The following is an 18,031-nucleotide window of genomic DNA, read 5'->3' on the forward strand; positions in this document are numbered from 1 at the left end:
CGGCTGACGAGGCCTTTAAGACTGACAGAAGTCCATCAGGGGGCACATGCGCGCCACACCGGAGTGAAGAGTAGCAAGCACCGAATCCCTCACCCCTTCACCCCAACCTAAACGTATCCGCATCCTGCCATGCCGGGAACTTCTCCCGGTACTCGCGCAGCGCGGCCAGCGACAGCTCTGCGTCGATACGCGTTGCCTGGTGCGCCTCGGCGGTGGCGATGATTTCGCCCTGGGGGTTGATGACCCGGCTGTCGCCGCGGTAATGATGACCGTTGCCGTCGGTGCCGACGCGATTGCAGCCCGCCACGTAGGCCTGGTTTTCAATGGCGCGGGCGGTCAGTAGCGCCTGCCAGTGTAACGAGCGGGGCGCGGGCCAGTTGGCGACGTACAGGGCCAGGTCATAATCGTTGCGGTTACGCGACCAGACCGGGAAACGCAGGTCGTAGCAAACCAGCGGTAAAATGCGCCAGCCGCGAAACTCAAACACCACGCGCTCCTTGCCTGCTGCGTAATGGTGATGCTCATCGGCCATGCGGAAAAGATGGCGTTTGTCATAAACATGAACCGCCCCGTCTGGCTCCACCAGCAAAAAACGGTTTACCGGGCCGCATTCTGTCTGTAGCGCGGCGCTGCCCGCAATCAGCGCGTTAGCCTGCAACGCTTTCGCGCTCATCCACGCGACCACATCCTCTTGTGGAAGAGATTGTGTTGCCGCCTCCATGGCGAAACCGGTCGTAAACATCTCCGGCAGAACAATCACATCACGCCCGGTGATACCTTCAAGTTGACGATCGAAATGGCGCAGATTCGCCGGACCATCCATCCAGACGAGAGGTTGTTGCAACAGGGTAATTTTTAAGCCAGGCACGATTTAAACTCCACTCACACAGCATTTTTACACTGTAGCACGAGAAAAAGAGAAAATGTGGTAATAAAAAAGCCCCGCGCGAAGCGGGGCTCAGGGCTGTTTTTACCGTTATGCCGCCTGTGGTTTAGGCAGCTTCTCCTGCGGCTTTACCGGCTGTGTCGCCAGCTCTTCCGGGTCGAAATCGTCCACGTTAATACTGCGCAGGCGGCTCACTTCCGCTTTATTAAGCAGCGCAGCTTCCTCTTCATTAATCAGGCCGCTGGCCAGCGCCTCTTTCGCCAGCGCATCCAGACGGGTGAACGGCAGGTTTTTACCCAGCTCTTTACAGATACGCTGATGAATCGGGTCGGCGGCCATCACATCAACCAGCGCCTCTTCCAGCAGGCCCACCGGGTTATGCTTGCTCGGCTCCAGATACTGGCCGCGGCCAATACGTGAACGCGCGGCGCATGGGGTTTGCAGGATCTTCGCCACCTGATGATCCAGACGGTCAGACGGTGCAAGGTAGTGGCGTCCGGTCGGGAAAATCACCGCGCGCAGCAGACCCGCGACAATACGGTTCGGGAAGTTAGACAGCAGGTCATCCATTGCCTGCTCCGCCTGCCAGAGCGCATCCTGCACGCCCCAGTGCACCAGCGGCAGATCCATCTCATTACGCCCTTCATCGTCATAGCGTTTCAGCACCGCCGAGGCGAGGAAAATCTGGCTCAGAATATCGCCCAGGCGCGCCGAAATACGCTCACGACGCTTCAGGCTGCCGCCCAGCACCGCCATCGACACATCGGAGAGCAGCGCGAGGTTGGCGCTCAGACGATTCAGGTGCTGATAATAGCGGCGGGTGGAGTCACGGGTCGGCGCGGCGCTGGTCAGCCCGCGTGTCAGCCCCAGCCACAGGCTACGCATCTCGTTGCTGCCGACGTGGCCGATATGTTTAAACAGCAGCTTATCGAAGGCGTTGAGATCGTTATTCTGCGCGGCGGCCATCTCTTCCAGCACGTACGGATGGCAGCGAATGGCCCCCTGACCGAAGATCATCATGCTGCGGGTGAGGATGTTCGCCCCTTCCACCGTAATGGCGATAGGCGCGCCCTGGTAAGCACGGGCCAGGAAGTTGCCTTCGCCGAGCATAATGCCTTTACCGCCGGCGATATCCATCGCGTCGATAAGCGAACGCTGGCCGCGGTGGGTACAGTGATACTTCACGATAGCGGACAGCACCGCCGGTTTTTCGCCTTGCATAATGCCGTAGGTAATAAGCGAAGCGGCGGCGTCCATCACATAGGCGTTGCCCGCGATACGCGCCAGCGGCTCTTCAATCCCTTCCATCTTACCAATCGCCACTTTGAACTGGCGACGAATGTGGGCGTAAGCGCCAATACCCAGCGCTACGGATTTCAGGCTGCCCGTCGAGTTGGAGGGCAGGGTGATACCGCGTCCAACAGAAAGACATTCCACCAGCATACGCCAGCCCTGTCCGGCCATTTTCGGCCCGCCGATGATGTAATCAATCGGCACGAAGATATCCTCGCCGCGGGTCGGGCCGTTCTGGAACGGCACGTTAAGCGGGAAGTGGCGACGGCCAATTTCCACCCCTGGGGTTGAGGTCGGGATCAGCGCACAGGTAATGCCCAGCTCCTGTTCACCGCCAAGCAGTCTCTCAGGGTCGGAGAGTTTAAACGCCAGCCCCAGCACGGTGGCGACGGGCGCGAGGGTGATATAACGCTTGTTCCAGGTCAGGCGCATGCCCAGCACCTGTTCGCCCTGCCAGTTACCCATGCAGACGACGCCGGTATCGGGAATTGCCCCCGCGTCAGAACCCGCTTCCGGGCTGGTGAGCGCAAAGCAGGGGATCTCCTGCCCGCGCGCCAGACGCGGCAGATAGTGATTTTTCTGCTCTTCGGTACCGTAATGTTGCAGCAGTTCCCCCGGCCCTAACGAGTTAGGTACGCCGACGGTGATAGCCAGAATCCCGGAGACGCCGGAGAGCTTCTGCAGCACGCGAGACTGGGCGTAAGCGGAAAATTCCAGCCCGCCGTACTCTTTTTTGATGATCATCGCAAAGAAGCGGTGCTCTTTCAGGAATGCCCACAGCTCCGGCGGCAGGTCGGCCATCTCGTGGGTTATCTGGAAGTCATTCGCCATACGGCAGGCTTCTTCAACCGGCCCGTCGATAAACGCCTGCTCTTCGGCGGTCAGGCGCGGCTGCGGGTAGTTATGCAGCTTTTTCCAGTCGGGATTGCCGCGAAACAGGTCGCCTTCCCACCAGGTGGTCCCGGCGTCGATAGCCTCTTTTTCCGTGCGCGACATCGGCGGCATCACTTTACGGAAACCGCGAAAGACCGGGGCGGAAATCAGCGCTTTACGCATCGGCGGGAAGTTAAAGGGGATAAGAATAATGGCCAGCGGCACCAGTATCCAGATAGACCACAGGCCGGACGCGCCGAGAAGGGCTGTCCATGCCAGCAGGATGGCGCTGCTCAGCAGCAGGTTGACCCGGTGATAGAACAACGCGCCGATTAGCACTAATGTTGCGACAATACTCAAAATCATCATAGAAAAAAGCTCCCTTGCTTGTAGGAGGTCTGACCACTTGTGATGATATGGTTGTAGTGGATGTTATTTCTTTTAGCAATGCGTTTACAAAGTAATTACAACCTGGTTCACAATGTTGAGCTTTTCGTCGGCACGAAAAATCAAAAAGCCCGCGCTTTCGCGTGGCTTTGGCTTCTCGCCTGGGGCGCTTTTCGGTAAACTCGCTCAGTTATCTCCATTACTGAAGGATTATCCTCATGTACCAGGATCTTATTCGTAACGAACTGAATGAAGCGGCGGAAACGCTGGCTAACTTTCTGAAAGATGATGCCAATATCCACGCTATCCAGCGCGCGGCGGTCCTGCTGGCAGACAGTTTCAAAGCGGGCGGTAAGGTACTCTCCTGCGGCAACGGCGGCTCCCACTGTGACGCCATGCACTTCGCCGAAGAGCTAACCGGCCGCTATCGTGAAAACCGTCCTGGCTACCCGGCAATTGCCATTTCCGATGTCAGCCATATCTCCTGCGTCGGCAATGACTTTGGCTACGAGGCTATCTTCTCCCGCTACGTAGAGGCGGTCGGGCGCGAAGGCGATGTGCTGCTGGGGATCTCCACCTCCGGGAACTCCGCGAATGTGATCAAGGCTATCGAGGCCGCGCGGGAAAAAGGGATGAAAGTCATCACCCTGACCGGTAAAGACGGCGGCAAAATGGCGGGAACGGCGGATATCGAAATCCGCGTGCCCCATTTCGGTTATGCTGACCGTGTTCAGGAGATTCACATTAAAGTCATCCATATCCTGATTCAGCTCATCGAAAAAGAGATGGTTAAATAAGCGAGCGCTGGCAAATCCGGGGTTCCCGGGTGCGCTGCGCTTACCCGGGCTACAACTGCGGGTAGCCCGAAAAACCTGGTCAGTATCTTCGCCGGAGGTGACCTATGTGCGAACTGCTCGGGATGAGCGCCAACGTGCCGACCGACATCTGCTTTAGCTTTACCGGGCTGGTACAGCGCGGTGGGGGAACCGGGCCGCATAAAGACGGCTGGGGCATAACCTTTTACGAAGGCAAAGGCTGCCGCACATTTAAAGACCCCCAGCCCAGCTTCAACTCACCCATTGCCCGGCTGGTGCAGGAGTATCCGATAAAATCCTGCTCGGTTATCGCCCATATCCGCCAGGCCAACCGCGGGCAGGTGGCGCTGGAGAATACCCATCCGTTCACCCGTGAACTGTGGGGTCGCAACTGGACCTACGCCCACAACGGCCAGTTGACCGGCTATAAGACGCTGGAGACGGGCAATTTTCGTCCGGTAGGCGAAACCGACAGCGAGAAAGCGTTTTGCTGGCTGCTGCATAAGCTTACCGAACGCTATCCGCGCACCCCCGGCAATATGACGGCGGTATTTAAATATATCGCGCAGCTGGCAGGTGAGCTGCGGGAAAAGGGCGTGTTCAATATGCTGCTGTCGGATGGGCGTTACGTGATGGCCTTCTGTTCGACCAATCTTTTCTGGATAACCCGCCGGGCGCCGTTTGGGGTGGCAACGCTGCTGGATCAGGATGTGGAAATCGATTTTCAGACCGAGACCACACCCAATGATGTGGTCTCGGTCATCGCCACTCAGCCGCTAACGGGCAACGAAACCTGGCAAAAGATTATGCCAGGCGAGTGGGCTTTATTTTACCTCGGGGAGCGTATAGTTTGACGCCAGCTGCGGGTGAACCACTTCGTGGCTCAGCGGCTTGCTGACCACGTAGTTGCCGTCCACTACCGAGACAACCGGCGGTTTACGCGTCTGCTGGAAGAAGTCGTAACCCGGTTTCAGCTGCTGCCAGAATTTAGCGTAGGTCGAATACTTATGGCGCTGCATATTGGCGTCGGTCATGCGGAACGGGTAGATGCTCAGCTGCACGGAAGACTGGCCAAACACCAGCGCGCCGGTAACAAACTGGAAAATCTCATCAATCTGCGAGTCCGTCATGGCGTAGCAGCCCACGGAGACGCAGGCGCCGTGGATCATCAGGTATTTGCCTTCATAGCCGTGGGCGCGATCGTAGGCGTTAGGAAAACCGATGTTAATCGCTTTATAAAAGCGGCTGTCCGGTTTTAACTGGCTGCGCTGAATAGAGTAGAACCCCTCCGGGCTTTTGAAATCGCCCTGGCGCTGTTTCGGCCCCAGGCCGCCGGAGTAGTTACAGATCTTGTAGCTGTCCAGCAGCTGATACTGCTCGCCCATTTTGACATACAGATCGAGGGTGCGTTCTTCTTTGAAGATCTGGATATAGACCGGGGAGCCCATCAACTGCTGCTTATATTCTTTGCTGACCGGCGTGGTGGAACTGTCACTGCTGAGCAGGCCAGCAAACGAGACGCACGGCATCAAAAGCATCGCAATAAATAATGCGATTTTACGCATACTGCTTGTTTCCTTGATAAAACGATTACACGGCCAGGACGGCAAAGGATCCCAAATCGGACTAATCTGTATTTGGTGCGCTCACATTAGCACCACGAAAGTTTTTCGCAAGTGTCTCGTGGCGCGTTTACAAATATCCTTTTAGCGGGTATGGATTAACAGCCTGATCTAACAGGGTTAATTAATTAATAATCTATTATTAAGCCTGTCGGGCAGTCGCGGGCGCTACACTGCGGCTCCGATTGTCGTCAGGTTTTTGGTTATGCCTTTTTCACGCACCCCGCGCCCTTTTATTGCGGGCCTGCTGATATGCACTCTGCTTATTCCCGCTACGGCGTCTGCCAGCCATTCTTCCTCACACCGTGACCCGAGCTATGCCGCTCGCCTGCGAATGCGTAACCGTGCGCGCCTGTTGAAAAGCTATCACGCGCGGGTGGCTAAAGAGGCCGCCTTGATCGTCAAAGGCGATGCGCAAAGCCGCAAAGCGCTGCGACAGCACAACCGCGAACTGATTAAACAGCATCCTGAGTGGTTCCCCGGCCCGCTGAAAGCCAGCGATGAACGCTGGCAGACGTTAGCGAAAAACCATTCTTTCCTCAGCAGCGACCATTTGCATAACATCACCGAAGTGGCCATTCACCGGCTTTTGCAGCAGGTGGGCAAACCCTATGTCTGGGGCGGCGTCGATCCGGACCAGGGCTTCGACTGCAGCGGGCTGGTGTTCTACGCCTACAACAAAATTCTGGCGGCCAAACTGCCGCGTACCGCCAATGAGATGTACCACTACCGGCGGGCGAAGGTGGTCTCGAACCATGATTTACGCCGTGGCGACCTGCTGTTTTTCCATATCCACAGCCAGGCGATTGCCGACCATATGGGCGTCTACTTAGGCGACGGGCGTTTTATTGAGTCGCCCCGTACCGGAGAGACCATTCGGGTCAGCAATCTGGCCGATCGGTTCTGGCAGCAGCATTTTCTGGGCGCTCGCCGTATTCTGACCAACGAGACCATTCTTTAATAAATCATCAGCGCCAGGGTAATAAACAGAAACAGCAGCGCGCTGGCCAGCAGCAGATCGACGACGTCAATCAGCGGCGCAGGCTTAGTAGGGTGATTCTCTTTGCGTCGCTTTCTGCGGCACGCTTTGCTTTCATGGGGGCGCAGGCCTTTCTCTTCCTGGCGATGGATAAACTCCATGAAAGTGAGCCAGCGGCGGTTCGGGTGATAACGTTCAGGCAGGTTTTTCTTGCGCATAAATCCCTTTACTCCCCAGCTCTCAAACCGTTGTGCTGGTTTACGCCTGTTAAAGGCGGCAGCGAGAAGGTGAACTTAAACGCTGCCGCCTTTAACTTAATTCAACGAGCCGATAATTTTTAACTCCAGCTCGTCCGCGACCTCGTTATAAGAGAGCACATGCAGCCCCGGCGCAAAAAGCCGCGCATAGCGGGCCAGCAGCGGGCGCAGCTGCGGCGCTACCAGCAGCACCGGCTCCTTGCCCGCCGCCTTCATCTGCTCTTTCACCTGCGGCATATTGCTCTGGAACTGGTTGAGCATGTTCGGGTCCACCGGCACGCTATCGAGCATCACCTTCCCGGCCTGCTGCGCCTGGTTCACCACGTTCGACAGCAGGTTCTCCAGCTCGTTATTCAGGGTGTAGACGGCCAGCTCGCCTTTGCGCACAAACGGATGGGTGATGCTGCGGCGCAGGGCCAGCCGCACGTCGGCGGCAAGTAGAATGTGGTCTTTGGTTACGGCGCTGCTTGCCACCAGCACCGTAGCGATGGTGACGATATCCCGCAGGGAAACCCCTTCGGTCAGCAGCGCTCTGTACACCTTCAACAGCTGGCTGTAGTTCAGCGCGGCGCTGAGGTCTTCCGCCAGCCGCGGGGCCATAGAGGAGAGGCGGTTATGCAGCTGCGTAATATCATCATAATTAAACAGATCCGGAATAAAGTTACGCACCACCTTATTGACGTGGGTGGCGATGACGCTGGCGCTGTCGATCACCTGATACCCCATATTCAGCGCTTTCGCCTTCTGCGCGGGCTGGATCCAGGTCACCGGCATACCGTACGCCGGGTCGTTACCCAGAACGCCGTCAATCTCGCCGTAGGTTTCGCTGGAGGGCAGCGCCATCAGCTTATCAGAGGGAATATCCGCCTCGTCGGCTTTAATGCCGTTAATGAAAATCGCGTACTGACTGGGCTTGAGGCGGAAGTTTTCCCGAATACGGATCTCCGGCAGCAGCACGCCGTTGCCGTCGGAAATGACCTGCCGCACTCCGCGAATACGCTGGGTCAGGGGGTTGCCTTTCGCTTTATCCACCAGCGAAACCAGCTTATAGCCAAGGCTCAGACTAATGGGCTCAATCAGCGGGATAGTCTCCCAGCTAACCTGCTGCTCCGGGGTTTCGGCGATGGTCCTCGTTAGCGTTTCAAGGTTCTTCTCTTCCGCCTCGGCGGCTTTGGGCCGCTTGCTCATGCGCCAGGCGGTAAAGCCCAGCAGGCCGCTGAAGACCAGGAACGGGAAGTGCGGCATCCCCGGCACCACCGCCAGCACGAACATAATGGTGGTGGCGGTATACAGCACCGACGGGCTGGCCAGCAGCTGGCTGCGCACATCCGATGCGATATCGCCGTTATCACTGACGCGGGTGACAATGATCGCCGCGGCGGTGGAGAGCAGCAGGGAAGGGATCTGCGCCACCAGTCCGTCGCCGATGGTCATCAGCACGTATTGCTGGAAGGCGGCTTCGGCGCTGAGATCGTATTTAAAAATCCCGATGCACACGCCGCCTATCAGGTTGATCGCCAGGATCATCATCCCGGCGATGGCGTCCCCGCGGACGAATTTCGACGCGCCGTCCATCGCGCCGTAAAAGTCGGCCTCGCTGGCGACATCTTTACGCCGCGCCTGCGCCTGCTGCTGATTGATAAGGCCGGCGTTAAGGTCGGCGTCGATGGCCATCTGCTTGCCCGGCATGGCGTCCAGGGTAAAGCGGGCGGAGACCTCGGAGATACGCTCGGCGCCTTTGGTGACCACAATAAAGTTGATGATCATCAGGATGATGAACACCACGAAACCGACGACGAAGTTGCCGCCAATAACCACCTGACCAAAGGATTCAATCACCTTACCGGCAGCGCCCGCGCCCATATGGCCATGCAGCAGCACCACGCGGGTGGAGGCGACGTTCAGCGTCAGGCGCATCAGGGTGGTGATCAGCAGAATGGTCGGGAAGAGGCTGAATTCCAGCGGCCGCTTCGCCGACACCGCCACCAGCAGCACCATTACCGCCAGCACGATGTTAAAGGTAAACAGAATATCCAGCAGCGCCGGCGGCAGCGGCAAAATCACCATCGCCAGAATACAGAGTATCACCAGCGGCACGCCGATATTGCCGCTACGCAGCAACGCCGTGAGTTGTTTAATTATTTTCGGCATCCAGTTTAAGCACCTCTTTGGGAATGGAAATATGTCTGTTCAGTGAAGGGCGCGGCTGCGAACCTGCGCGCCAGTGTTTCATCTGCAATACATAGGTCAGCACGTGGGCAATCGCCCGGTAGAGCTGATAAGGGATCTGTTGATTAATCTGCGTGGTGTAGTAAACGGAGCGCGCCAGCTTCGGGAACTCGACGACTTCAACCTGGTGTTCCGCCGCCACCTGGCGGATATAAAGGGCTATCTCGTCGGTGCCTTTCGCCACCACAAACGGCGCGGCGGCGCGCGACTGGTCATACTGCAACGCCACGGCATAGTGGGTGGGGTTGGTTATCACCACGTTGGCTTTTGGCACCACTTTGCGGATCTGTCCCATCGCCATCTGACGCTGCAGACGGCGCACGCGGGCTTTAACTTCCGGTTTCCCCTCCTGGTTTTTGTACTCTTCCTTGACCTCCTGTTTGGTCATCTTCAGCCCTTTGGTGAACAGTTTTTTCGCCAGCGGCACATCCACCAGGGCAAAGAAAATAAACAGGATGACGAAGTTACGCATCACGCTGCTGTAGAGCGCCAGCCCGTCGCTGACCGCCTGTTTAAACCACAGCGCCTGCAGGCCAAGAAAGGCGGAAAAATTGTTGCGTACGCTCAGCCAGAGCATCACCAGCACCACCACCGCCTTCACGGCCATTTTGCCGGTCTCCACCAGGTGCTCAGCCGAAAAGAGGCGGCTGATGCCCTTCAGTGGGCTTAGCTTGCTGAAATCGGGCAAAATTTTCTTCGGCAGGAACAGCCAGCCGCCGGGCACCAGCGACGCCAGCAGCGCCGCGGCAGGCATTGGCAGCAGGGTCAGGATAAATTTCGCCATGATCAGCAGGTGGTGCTGGAGAAACTGGCCGATAACGTCCGGGTCATTAATGTTCTGCGCGTACTGGTGCACGCTGATAAAACTTTCGCGCACGAACTCCTCATACCAGGGAAAACTGCTGGAGATCACCATAAAGGCGGCAAACAGGCTGGCGGCCAGCCCCATGTCCTTCGAGCGGGGTATCTGCCCCTCTTCCCTGGCCTTACGCAGCTTTTGCGCCGAGGGCTTCTCTGTTTTTTCTTCGCTGCCGCTATCCGCCATAGTGTCCCTTTAGCGCATCAAGCTGCTTTAAAACGAAGTTCGCCAGGTGCAGGTAGTGGTCAGGCAGGTTGTAGAGCAGGGTGGCGAAACAGATAAGGCCGGCCAGCATGTTGATGGGAAAACCCAGCGAGAAGAGGTTGAGCGGCGGCGCGATGCGGTTGAGCAGGCCGAAGCAGCCCTGAACCACCAGCATGATAAAGGTGGTGGGCAGCGCCAGCAGCATCGCCGAGCCGAACACCCAGCTTAAGGCCAGCGAGACGGTACGCAGCGTTTGCGGATGCAGCGCATTGCCGATGGGCCAGTAAGTGAAGCCTTTATACAGCACGCTCACCAGCAGCAGGTGGCCGTCCATCGCGAAGAACAGAATCACCGCGTAGATGTTGATCATCTCCGCCAGCACCGTGGTAGACGCGCCGCTGCTGGGGTCGTTCATCACCGCCATGCTCATCCCCATATTAAAGGAGAGGATCTGCCCGGCCAGCTGCAACGCCAGAAACAGAAACTGAAACATCAGGCCGAACAGTACCCCCCACAGGATCTGCTCGGCGGTCAGAATCAGGCTGTTCATCGACAGCAGGCTCTCCGGCACCGGGTGTGGGATCATCGGGGTAATAATAATGGCCAGCGCCAGCGACAGGATAATGCGCACGCGCATGGTCAGGGCGGCGTTATCAAACACCGGCACATAGCGCATAAACGCCATGATGCGTACAAAGGGGAACCACAGTCCCAGCACCAGGTGGGTGAGCTGCGTGATATCGGTTTCGCGCATCTCAATGCACCAGAATGGCAGCCTGGGTGAATAGATGAATACAGAGATCGTCCAGCTGGACAATCATCCATTTTCCACAAACCCCCAGTACCGCCAGGGTGACAATCAGGCGCGGTAAAAAGCTGAGGGTCTGCTCGTTAATCTGCGTCACCGCCTGGAAGATGCTCACCAGCAGGCCGACCAGCAGGCTGGGCACGACCAGCAGGCACACCAGAATAATCACAACTTTTATGCCGCTGGCGACGATATCCGCCGCTACATCGATGCTTAACATAGTGGCCTCGCTTAGCCCAGTCCAAGGCCGCGGATGCTGGTGGTCAGCGTGCCGACCGTAAGCGACCAGCCGTCAATCAGCACGAACAGCATCAGCTTAAAGGGCAGGGAGACAATCAGCGGCGACAGCGTCATCATCCCCATCGCCATCAGGACGCTGGCGACGATCAGGTCGATCACCAGGAACGGGATGTAGATCATAAAGCCAATCTGGAAGGCGGTTTTCAGCTCGCTCAGGACATAAGCAGGCACCACGATCGACAGATCCTGATCGGCGGCTTCGCCTTTGGCATCGGCGATGGTCATGATCTGCGCCATCGCTTTTTTATTGGTTTGCGCCAGCATAAAGCGCTTTAGCGGCTGGGCGGCGGTACTCAGCGCGTCCGGCAGGCTTAGCTGGTCGTTTTCAAACGGCACGACGGCATGGTCGTAGATGTTGATCCAGATAGGGCGCATCACCAGCATCGTTAAGCACAGGGCGATGCCAATCAGAATGCGGTTGGGCGGGGTCTGCTGTAGCCCGAGCGCCTGGCGCAGCAGTGAGAGCACGATAATAAAGCGGGTAAAACAGGTCATCATCAGCACCAGCGTCGGCAACAGTCCGACAAGGGTCATCAGAATCAGCACCTGAATCTTAACGCTGTACTCCTGGCTGTTGCCGTGAGTGACCACGTTGAGCAGGGTAATATCGCCCCCCTGCGCGCAGGCGACCGGCGAGAGAGCGAGCAGCGCGAGCGCAAGCGTAAGCGTTAAAGCTGACGAACGTTTCATGGCGCCAGGTCGTTAATATCGTGAGCGTTGAATTCCAGCACGCGCAGGCCGTACTTTTCGTTGACCACCACCACTTCGGCCTTGCCGAGCAGGATATTATTGACCTTAATGTCCAGCGGTTCTCTGGCAAGCTTGTCCATCTCAATCACCGTGTCGTCGTCGATGTTCAGCAGGTCGGAGAGCATGATTTCCACCGAGGAGACTTCCAGCGTCAGGGTGACGGGAATACGCTTGAGCAGCGTCATGGATTCCGAAAAGCGGTCTTCCAGGCGCGTTACCAGCGACTCTGCATTTGCTGTCGCCGGTACGGCCGGGGTGTCATTAAGCTCAAAACCTTGCTCTAAAATATCTTCTTGCTTACTCATGGGATGTCTCTGTCTTACTCTTTAATTCGGATAAAAACAGCTTGTCTTTATCCTCGACAATCAGGGCGTTGAATAACTCGGACTTACCGATATAGACCGGAAAACTGTCAGGTATCGAGACCGGTAAAATATCGCCGGGCTTAATGGCGGTGAGATCCGCCACGTTAAGCGCCAGTTCGGCAATCTTGACGTTCATGGTCAGCGGCAGGGTGTGAATGATCTCCTGGAAAAGCTGCCTCTTATCGGTGCCTGGTTTTTCAATATCTTGTTTTTTCTGGTTATGTTCGCTGCGGCGAATTAAGTTGAGAATGTAATCCGTGTGCGCGTCATCCAGTAAAATGCGAAAGCCGCAGCTCTCGTCATCGCCAAGAACAAATGTGAGCTGATAGGCCCAATGGGTCAGCACCGTGCTGCTATCCAGCTTTAACGTCAGCGGAACGCCGGAGGTGCTTTTATTAAAAACCAGGTTGCCAATATCCAGCGCCAGCCTGCTCTTAAGCCGGCTTTCAGTCTTTGTGGGCAGGTTGTCCGTGGCGTGGTTATCCGTAAGGGAACTTTCCAGGCCATAAAAATTCGCCAGCAGCATGAGCAGCAGCGACCTGTCGATATCGAACGCCAGGTGGCCTACCTGCGAAACCATCAGCTCAGCGCTTTTATTGGTGACATCCATCTCGCAGTGAATTTTTTTCAGCGAAATATTCGTGCGATGTTTTTTTAAAAAATAGTTTCCAAGATGTGACTCAAGGATGTCGAAATTCCCCGTAAACATTGCTGGCAGCCGGTGATAGGGGCGTCCAAGCCTGTTGCCTTCAAGTTTGAAAATGCCGGGAGTTTGACTGTATTTCAGCATGGTACGCATTCTCTGCTGTCAGGTTTTGGGGCAGAAAGAGGGTTAGCACGTCGTCCGCTCAATAAATATTGTCGGTGGCTACTTAATAAAATACTCATCCCTGTCGCTATTCTCATATTGTCGAATCCGTTCTCCGTGGCGCTGTTCGTCTTTTCGCTACGCATCAGGGCGTGTTATTTAATTACCTGTGCGACTTTCCTGCAAATTATTAATCAGTGATGGCAATTATTAAAAAATAATCCTACCGCTTACTGTCCAGTGACTTTACTCTTGATAAACCATTTAAGCGCCGTTTTTCTGTTGTGATTTTCGTGTATCACGTTGTTTTTTATAGAGTAATTTTTTTATAACTGTTTAATTCGCAAAAGTTAATCTACCCGGTGGTAATCTCGCATCAGATTAATCCTAATAGCGTTTGACGCCCGGCGATAAGCCTGATGTCGCCAGGCGCTAAAACGGAACAGGGAACCAACAGGTCAAGGATGAAACTGCCATATCGCTCATTTTCGCCGGGCAAATTTTTGCTTCTCATCCACGATCGTTAATTTAATTACTGCTAAGTGTGACATAATTATGTATGAGCTAATTGCTGAATCCGCTTCCAGTATAAATGCATTTGCACTGGCCCGGCGGATAGCCTCTTTTAATGTTCCAGTTTTAATTCAGGGCGAGACCGGCACCGGTAAAGAGTGCGTGGCGAAATTTATTCATGCCGTCGCTTTCGATAAAAATGAAAGCGCGCCTTATATTGGCGTGAACTGCGCGGCAATCCCCGAAAATATGCTGGAAGCGACCCTGTTTGGGTATGACAAAGGGGCGTTTACCGGCGCGGTGGCAAGCGTGCCGGGGAAAATGGAGCTTGCTAACAACGGCACGTTATTGCTGGACGAAATTGGTGATATGCCGCTGGCGCTACAGGCGAAGATATTACGTGTTTTGCAGGAACAGCAGGTAGAGCGGCTGGGCAGCAACCGGCAGATTAAACTCAATTTCCGCCTTATCGCCTGCACCAATAAAAACCTGGAGCACGAGGTGGCCGCCGGGCGCTTTCGTGAAGATCTCTATTACCGGCTGTCGGTTATTCCGGTCACTATCCCGCCGCTGCGCGAGCGTACAGAAGACATTATCCCGCTGGCTGAATCCTTCATTAAAAAATACGCCACGACGCTGGTGAAAAATATCCGCCTTTCTGAATCGACGCGCCGCGCGCTGCTGAGCTACGCCTGGCCGGGCAATGTTCGCCAGCTGGAGAACGCCATCCAGCGGGGAATGATCCTCAACCGCGACGGCATGATTTACCCGGATACCCTGGGCCTGCCTGTCGTAAACGCCTGCGCCGATGCTGAGCCGCAATGGCAGGCATCGGCGGCAATACCGGTTTCCGAAGGCAACCTGGGGCAGCATGGCCGCAGCGCGCAGTACCAGTACATTGCCGACCTGATGCGCAAATATCAGGGCAACAAAAGCAAAATCGCTGATTTATTAGGGATAACACCTCGCGCGCTCCGTTATCGGCTGGCGTCAATGCGTAAGCAGGGTATTGAGGTTTTCTCCTAAGTCGTCCCGTAGCACACATCCATTAAGAGTAGGTCATGAGCATAACCAACATAAGCCCCGCCGGTACGATGCAGGCGCAAATGCTGCGGGAAATGCAGCAGATGCAGGCTGTCGCCCACGCCCCCGTTCTTTCTCCCATGCAGATTAACGCGGCGGGGGATACGCAGGCGGCCTCTGCGGTCTCCTTCGACCGCGTCCTGCAAGGGGCGCTAAGCCATGTCGACCAGTTTCAGCAGGTGGCGGAGCAGAAACAGACGGCTGTTGATATGGGGAAAAGCGACGATCTGGCCGGGGCGATGATCGCCAGCCAGCAGGCCGCGTTGTCGTTTTCGGCGCTGGTGCAGGTAAGAAACAAAATTGCCACCGGGTTCAACGACCTGATGAGCATGTCCATCTAACGCTATGAATGAACTGATTAAGAAGTTAACGCAATCCTTCCCGGCGCTCTCTTTCAGGCTGGATGGCAACAAGCGGTGGGCGCTGCTGGCCGCGGGCGCGGTGGCGGCAACGGCAATTATCGTCAGCCTGCTGTGGAACAGTAATCACGGCTACGTTTCGCTGTACGGTCGCCAGGAAAATCTGCCCGTTTCGCAGATCGTCACCGTGCTGGACGGCGAAAAGCTGGACTACCGCATCGACCCGCAGAGCGGCCAGATTCTGGTGCCGCAGACGGCGCTGTCAAAAACGCGTATGACCCTGGCCGCCAAAGGCGTGCAGGCGACGCTGCCCAACGGCTATGAGCTGATGGATAAAGACGAAGTGCTCGGCAGCAGCCAGTTCGTGCAGAACATCCGCTACAAACGCAGCCTGGAAGGCGAGCTGGCGCAGAGCATCATGACGCTGGATTCGGTGGAAAGCGCCCGCGTGCATCTCGCCCTGAACGAGGAGAGCTCGTTTGTAGTGAGCAATGAGCCGCAGAACAGCGCCTCGGTGGTGGTGCGGTTGCATTACGGGGCAACGCTGAATATGGATCAGGTGAACGCTATCGTGCATCTGGTGTCCGGCAGTATTCCAGGCCTGAAAGCATCAATGGTCAGCGTGGTCGATCAGACCGGCAACCTGCTGACGGACGGTATCGCTTCCGGCGAAGCGGTCTCCGCCGCGACCCGTAAGCATGACCAGATCCTGCAGGATATCCAGGATAAAACCCGCCAAAGCGTCGCTAACGTACTTGACTCGCTGGTGGGCAAAGGCAACTACCGCGTCAGCGTGATGCCGGATCTCGATCTGAGCAATATCGATGAGACTCAGGAGCACTACGGCGACGAGCCGAAGATCAATCGTGAAGAAAATATTCAGGACAGCGATACCAACCAGATTGCGATGGGCATTCCCGGTTCGTTAAGCAACCGTCCGCCGATCGCCCCTAATCAGGTGACGAATAACAACACGCCCGCGCCGAAAAATGAGAGCCAGCCGCAGGCGCTGTCGAAGCACAGCGAAAACAAGCGCGACTACTCCTATGACCGCAGCGTGCAGCACATTCAGCATCCGGGCTTTGCGGTGAAACGGCTGAACGTGGCGGTGGTGCTCAACCAGGCTGCGCCCGCGCTGAAAAACTGGAAGCCGGAACAGACCACCCAACTCACCGCGCTGCTGAACAACGCCGCCGGGATCAACACCCAGCGCGGCGACAACCTGACGCTGTCGCTGCTCACTTTTGTGCCGCAGGAGACGCCGGTCGAGCCGGTCATTCCGCTGTGGAAAGACGAGAGCGTGCTGGCATGGGCGCGGATGGCGGGCTATGGCCTGCTGGCGCTGTTGCTGCTGCTGTTTGTGGTGCGTCCGGTCATCAAACGCCTGACCGCCGTACGCGAGAAGCCGCTGATGCCTGCGCTGGAAGCGGCACCTGCCAGCGAGCCGCATTTCTCCGGGGAAGAAGAAGAGCGTAAAAACGCTGAACTGCCTTCATTCCCTGGCGATGACAGCCTCCCTTCCCAGAGTTCCGGCCTCGAAGTGAAGCTGGAGTTCCTGCAAAAACTGGCGATGAACGATACCGATCGCGTGGCGGAAGTTCTCAGACAATGGATTACCAGCAATGAGCGAATTGACAACAAATAACGGCAGTACCAACAGCTACCTTGAGCAGGCCGCGATTCTGCTGCTCTGTCTGGGGGAAGAGGCGGCGGCGACGGTGATGCAAAAGCTCAGCCGCGAAGAGGTGGTGCGCCTGAGTGAAAATATGGCCCGCCTTTCCGGGGTGAAAACCAGCATGGCGCGCAGGGTCATCAACAACTTTTTTGAAGAGTTCCGCGAGCAGAGCGGCATTAACGGCGCGTCGCGCTCTATGCTGCAGGGCATCCTCAACAAGGCGCTGGGCACCGAGATCGCCAGCAGCGTCATCAACGGCATTTACGGCGACGAGATCCGCTCGCGGATGGCGCGCCTGCAGTGGGTGGAGCCGCGCCAGCTGGCGATTTTAATCTCCGAAGAGCATCTGCAACTGCAGGCGGTCTTCCTGGCCTTTCTGACGCCGGAAATCTCCGCCACCGTGCTCTTTTATATGAATGAGTCGGTGCAAAACGAGATCCTCTACCGGGTGGCGAAGCTCAGCGACGTCAACCGTGACGTGGTGGATGAACTGGATCGGCTGATCGATCGCGGGCTGTCGGTGCTGTCTGAACACGGCTCGAAGGTCAAAGGCATCAAGCAGGCGGCGGATATCGTCAACCGCTTCCAGGGTAACCAGCAGGTTATCCTGGATCAGCTGCGCGAGCGTGATGAGAGCGTCCTCGAACAGCTGCAGGATGAGATGTATGACTTCTTTATCCTCAGCCGCCAGAACGAAGAGGTGCGCCGTCGTCTGCTCGACGAAGTGCCGATGGAAGACTGGGCGGTGGCGCTGAAGGGCACCGAAGCGATGCTGCGGCGTTCTATTTACGCCGTGATGCCAAAACGTCAGGCGCAGCAGCTGGAGTCGATCACTGCCCGTCTGGGACCGGTGCCGGTCAGCCGCATTGAGCAGGTTCGCCGGGAGATCATGGCCATTGCCCGTGAGCTGGAAGAGGCTGGCGATATCCAGCTCCAGCTCTTTGCCGAACAGACAGCGGAGTAACC

General features: G+C 56.6%; 18 protein-coding genes. 7 read left to right on the top strand and 11 right to left on the bottom strand.

Features of this window, described 5'->3' with window-relative positions; translation table 11 throughout:
- Positions 1-97: 97 nt before the first annotated feature.
- Together ENTHG_RS20175 and fadE are read right to left on the bottom strand one after the other, a co-directional pair.
- Complete coding sequence (locus ENTHG_RS20175; protein WP_044184148.1) at positions 98-868, bottom strand: amidohydrolase; 771 nt, start codon at positions 866-868, stop codon at positions 98-100.
- 108 nt (positions 869-976) lie between these two features.
- Complete coding sequence (gene fadE / locus ENTHG_RS20180; RefSeq protein ID WP_044184150.1) at positions 977-3,421, bottom strand: acyl-CoA dehydrogenase FadE; 2,445 nt, start codon at positions 3,419-3,421, stop codon at positions 977-979.
- 236 nt (positions 3,422-3,657) lie between these two features.
- On the opposite strand from fadE, the gene lpcA reads away from it, so the two are divergent.
- Positions 3,658-4,236, top strand: coding sequence for a D-sedoheptulose 7-phosphate isomerase (gene lpcA, locus ENTHG_RS20185; RefSeq protein ID WP_044184151.1), 579 nt, complete (start codon positions 3,658-3,660; stop codon positions 4,234-4,236).
- Positions 4,237-4,340: 104 nt separating this feature from the next.
- Positions 4,341-5,108: a class II glutamine amidotransferase gene (locus ENTHG_RS20190; RefSeq protein WP_044184153.1), complete on the top strand. Its 768-nt coding sequence runs from the start codon at positions 4,341-4,343 to the stop codon at positions 5,106-5,108.
- On the opposite strand, the gene dpaA is transcribed toward ENTHG_RS20190, so the two are convergent.
- Complete coding sequence (gene dpaA / locus ENTHG_RS20195; RefSeq protein ID WP_044184157.1) at positions 5,079-5,819, bottom strand: peptidoglycan meso-diaminopimelic acid protein amidase; 741 nt, start codon at positions 5,817-5,819, stop codon at positions 5,079-5,081. The genes ENTHG_RS20190 and dpaA overlap by 30 nt on opposite strands.
- A 262-nt stretch (positions 5,820-6,081) precedes the next feature.
- Between dpaA and ENTHG_RS20200 the strand changes: the two genes are divergently transcribed.
- Entirely contained in the window at positions 6,082-6,837 is a 756-nt protein-coding gene (locus tag ENTHG_RS20200; protein WP_044184159.1) for a C40 family peptidase, read from the top strand.
- On the opposite strand, the gene ENTHG_RS20205 is transcribed toward ENTHG_RS20200, so the two are convergent.
- From ENTHG_RS20205 to ENTHG_RS20240, 8 genes are all read right to left on the bottom strand, one after another.
- Positions 6,834-7,073, bottom strand: a complete 240-nt coding sequence (locus ENTHG_RS20205) for a hypothetical protein (protein WP_044184160.1) — start codon at positions 7,071-7,073, stop codon at positions 6,834-6,836. The genes ENTHG_RS20200 and ENTHG_RS20205 overlap by 4 nt on opposite strands.
- A gap of 96 nt (positions 7,074-7,169) precedes the next feature.
- On the bottom strand, positions 7,170-9,263 hold the full coding sequence (gene flhA, locus ENTHG_RS20210; RefSeq protein ID WP_044184162.1) for a flagellar biosynthesis protein FlhA: 2,094 nt from the start codon (positions 9,261-9,263) through the stop codon (positions 7,170-7,172).
- On the bottom strand, positions 9,247-10,386 hold the full coding sequence (flhB, locus tag ENTHG_RS20215; RefSeq protein WP_044184164.1) for a flagellar type III secretion system protein FlhB: 1,140 nt from the start codon (positions 10,384-10,386) through the stop codon (positions 9,247-9,249). The genes flhA and flhB overlap by 17 nt, the downstream gene beginning before the upstream one ends.
- Positions 10,376-11,158 (bottom strand): flagellar biosynthetic protein FliR, encoded by a 783-nt coding sequence (fliR, locus tag ENTHG_RS20220; RefSeq protein ID WP_044184166.1) that lies wholly within the window; start codon positions 11,156-11,158, stop codon positions 10,376-10,378. Before fliR ends, flhB begins: the two co-directional genes overlap by 11 nt.
- 1 nt (position 11,159) lies before the next feature.
- Positions 11,160-11,432: a flagellar biosynthetic protein FliQ gene (locus tag ENTHG_RS20225; RefSeq protein WP_044184168.1), complete on the bottom strand. Its 273-nt coding sequence runs from the start codon at positions 11,430-11,432 to the stop codon at positions 11,160-11,162.
- Between the two features lie 11 nt (positions 11,433-11,443).
- On the bottom strand, positions 11,444-12,202 hold the full coding sequence (gene fliP, locus ENTHG_RS20230; protein WP_044184171.1) for a flagellar type III secretion system pore protein FliP: 759 nt from the start codon (positions 12,200-12,202) through the stop codon (positions 11,444-11,446).
- The gene (locus tag ENTHG_RS20235; protein ID WP_044184173.1) at positions 12,199-12,567 is read right to left on the bottom strand and encodes a FliM/FliN family flagellar motor switch protein; all 369 of its coding nucleotides are present in this window, start codon (positions 12,565-12,567) and stop codon (positions 12,199-12,201) included. Before ENTHG_RS20235 ends, fliP begins: the two co-directional genes overlap by 4 nt.
- Positions 12,560-13,417, bottom strand: a complete 858-nt coding sequence (locus tag ENTHG_RS20240; RefSeq protein ID WP_044185121.1) for a FliM/FliN family flagellar motor switch protein — start codon at positions 13,415-13,417, stop codon at positions 12,560-12,562. Before ENTHG_RS20240 ends, ENTHG_RS20235 begins: the two co-directional genes overlap by 8 nt.
- Before the next feature lie 573 nt (positions 13,418-13,990).
- Here ENTHG_RS20240 and ENTHG_RS20245 point away from each other — a divergent pair.
- The 4 genes from ENTHG_RS20245 to ENTHG_RS20260 are packed head-to-tail and all read left to right on the top strand — an operon-like array spanning position 13,991 to position 18,029.
- Positions 13,991-14,974: a sigma-54 interaction domain-containing protein gene (locus tag ENTHG_RS20245; protein ID WP_044184176.1), complete on the top strand. Its 984-nt coding sequence runs from the start codon at positions 13,991-13,993 to the stop codon at positions 14,972-14,974.
- 35 nt (positions 14,975-15,009) lie between these two features.
- Complete coding sequence (gene fliE / locus ENTHG_RS20250) at positions 15,010-15,372, top strand: flagellar hook-basal body complex protein FliE (RefSeq protein WP_044184178.1); 363 nt, start codon at positions 15,010-15,012, stop codon at positions 15,370-15,372.
- Between the two features lie 4 nt (positions 15,373-15,376).
- Positions 15,377-17,035 carry a flagellar basal-body MS-ring/collar protein FliF gene (gene fliF / locus ENTHG_RS20255; protein WP_044184182.1) on the top strand — a complete coding sequence of 553 codons (1,659 nt, stop codon included), beginning with the start codon at positions 15,377-15,379 and terminating at the stop codon, positions 17,033-17,035.
- Positions 17,013-18,029: a flagellar motor switch protein FliG gene (locus tag ENTHG_RS20260; RefSeq protein ID WP_044184185.1), complete on the top strand. Its 1,017-nt coding sequence runs from the start codon at positions 17,013-17,015 to the stop codon at positions 18,027-18,029. Before fliF ends, ENTHG_RS20260 begins: the two co-directional genes overlap by 23 nt.
- The last annotated feature ends 2 nt before the right edge of the window (positions 18,030-18,031 follow it).

The sequence above is a fragment of the Phytobacter massiliensis JC163 genome, assembly GCF_000321045.1.
In the GTDB taxonomy this organism is placed as follows: Bacteria; Pseudomonadota; Gammaproteobacteria; order Enterobacterales; family Enterobacteriaceae; genus Phytobacter_A; species Phytobacter_A massiliensis.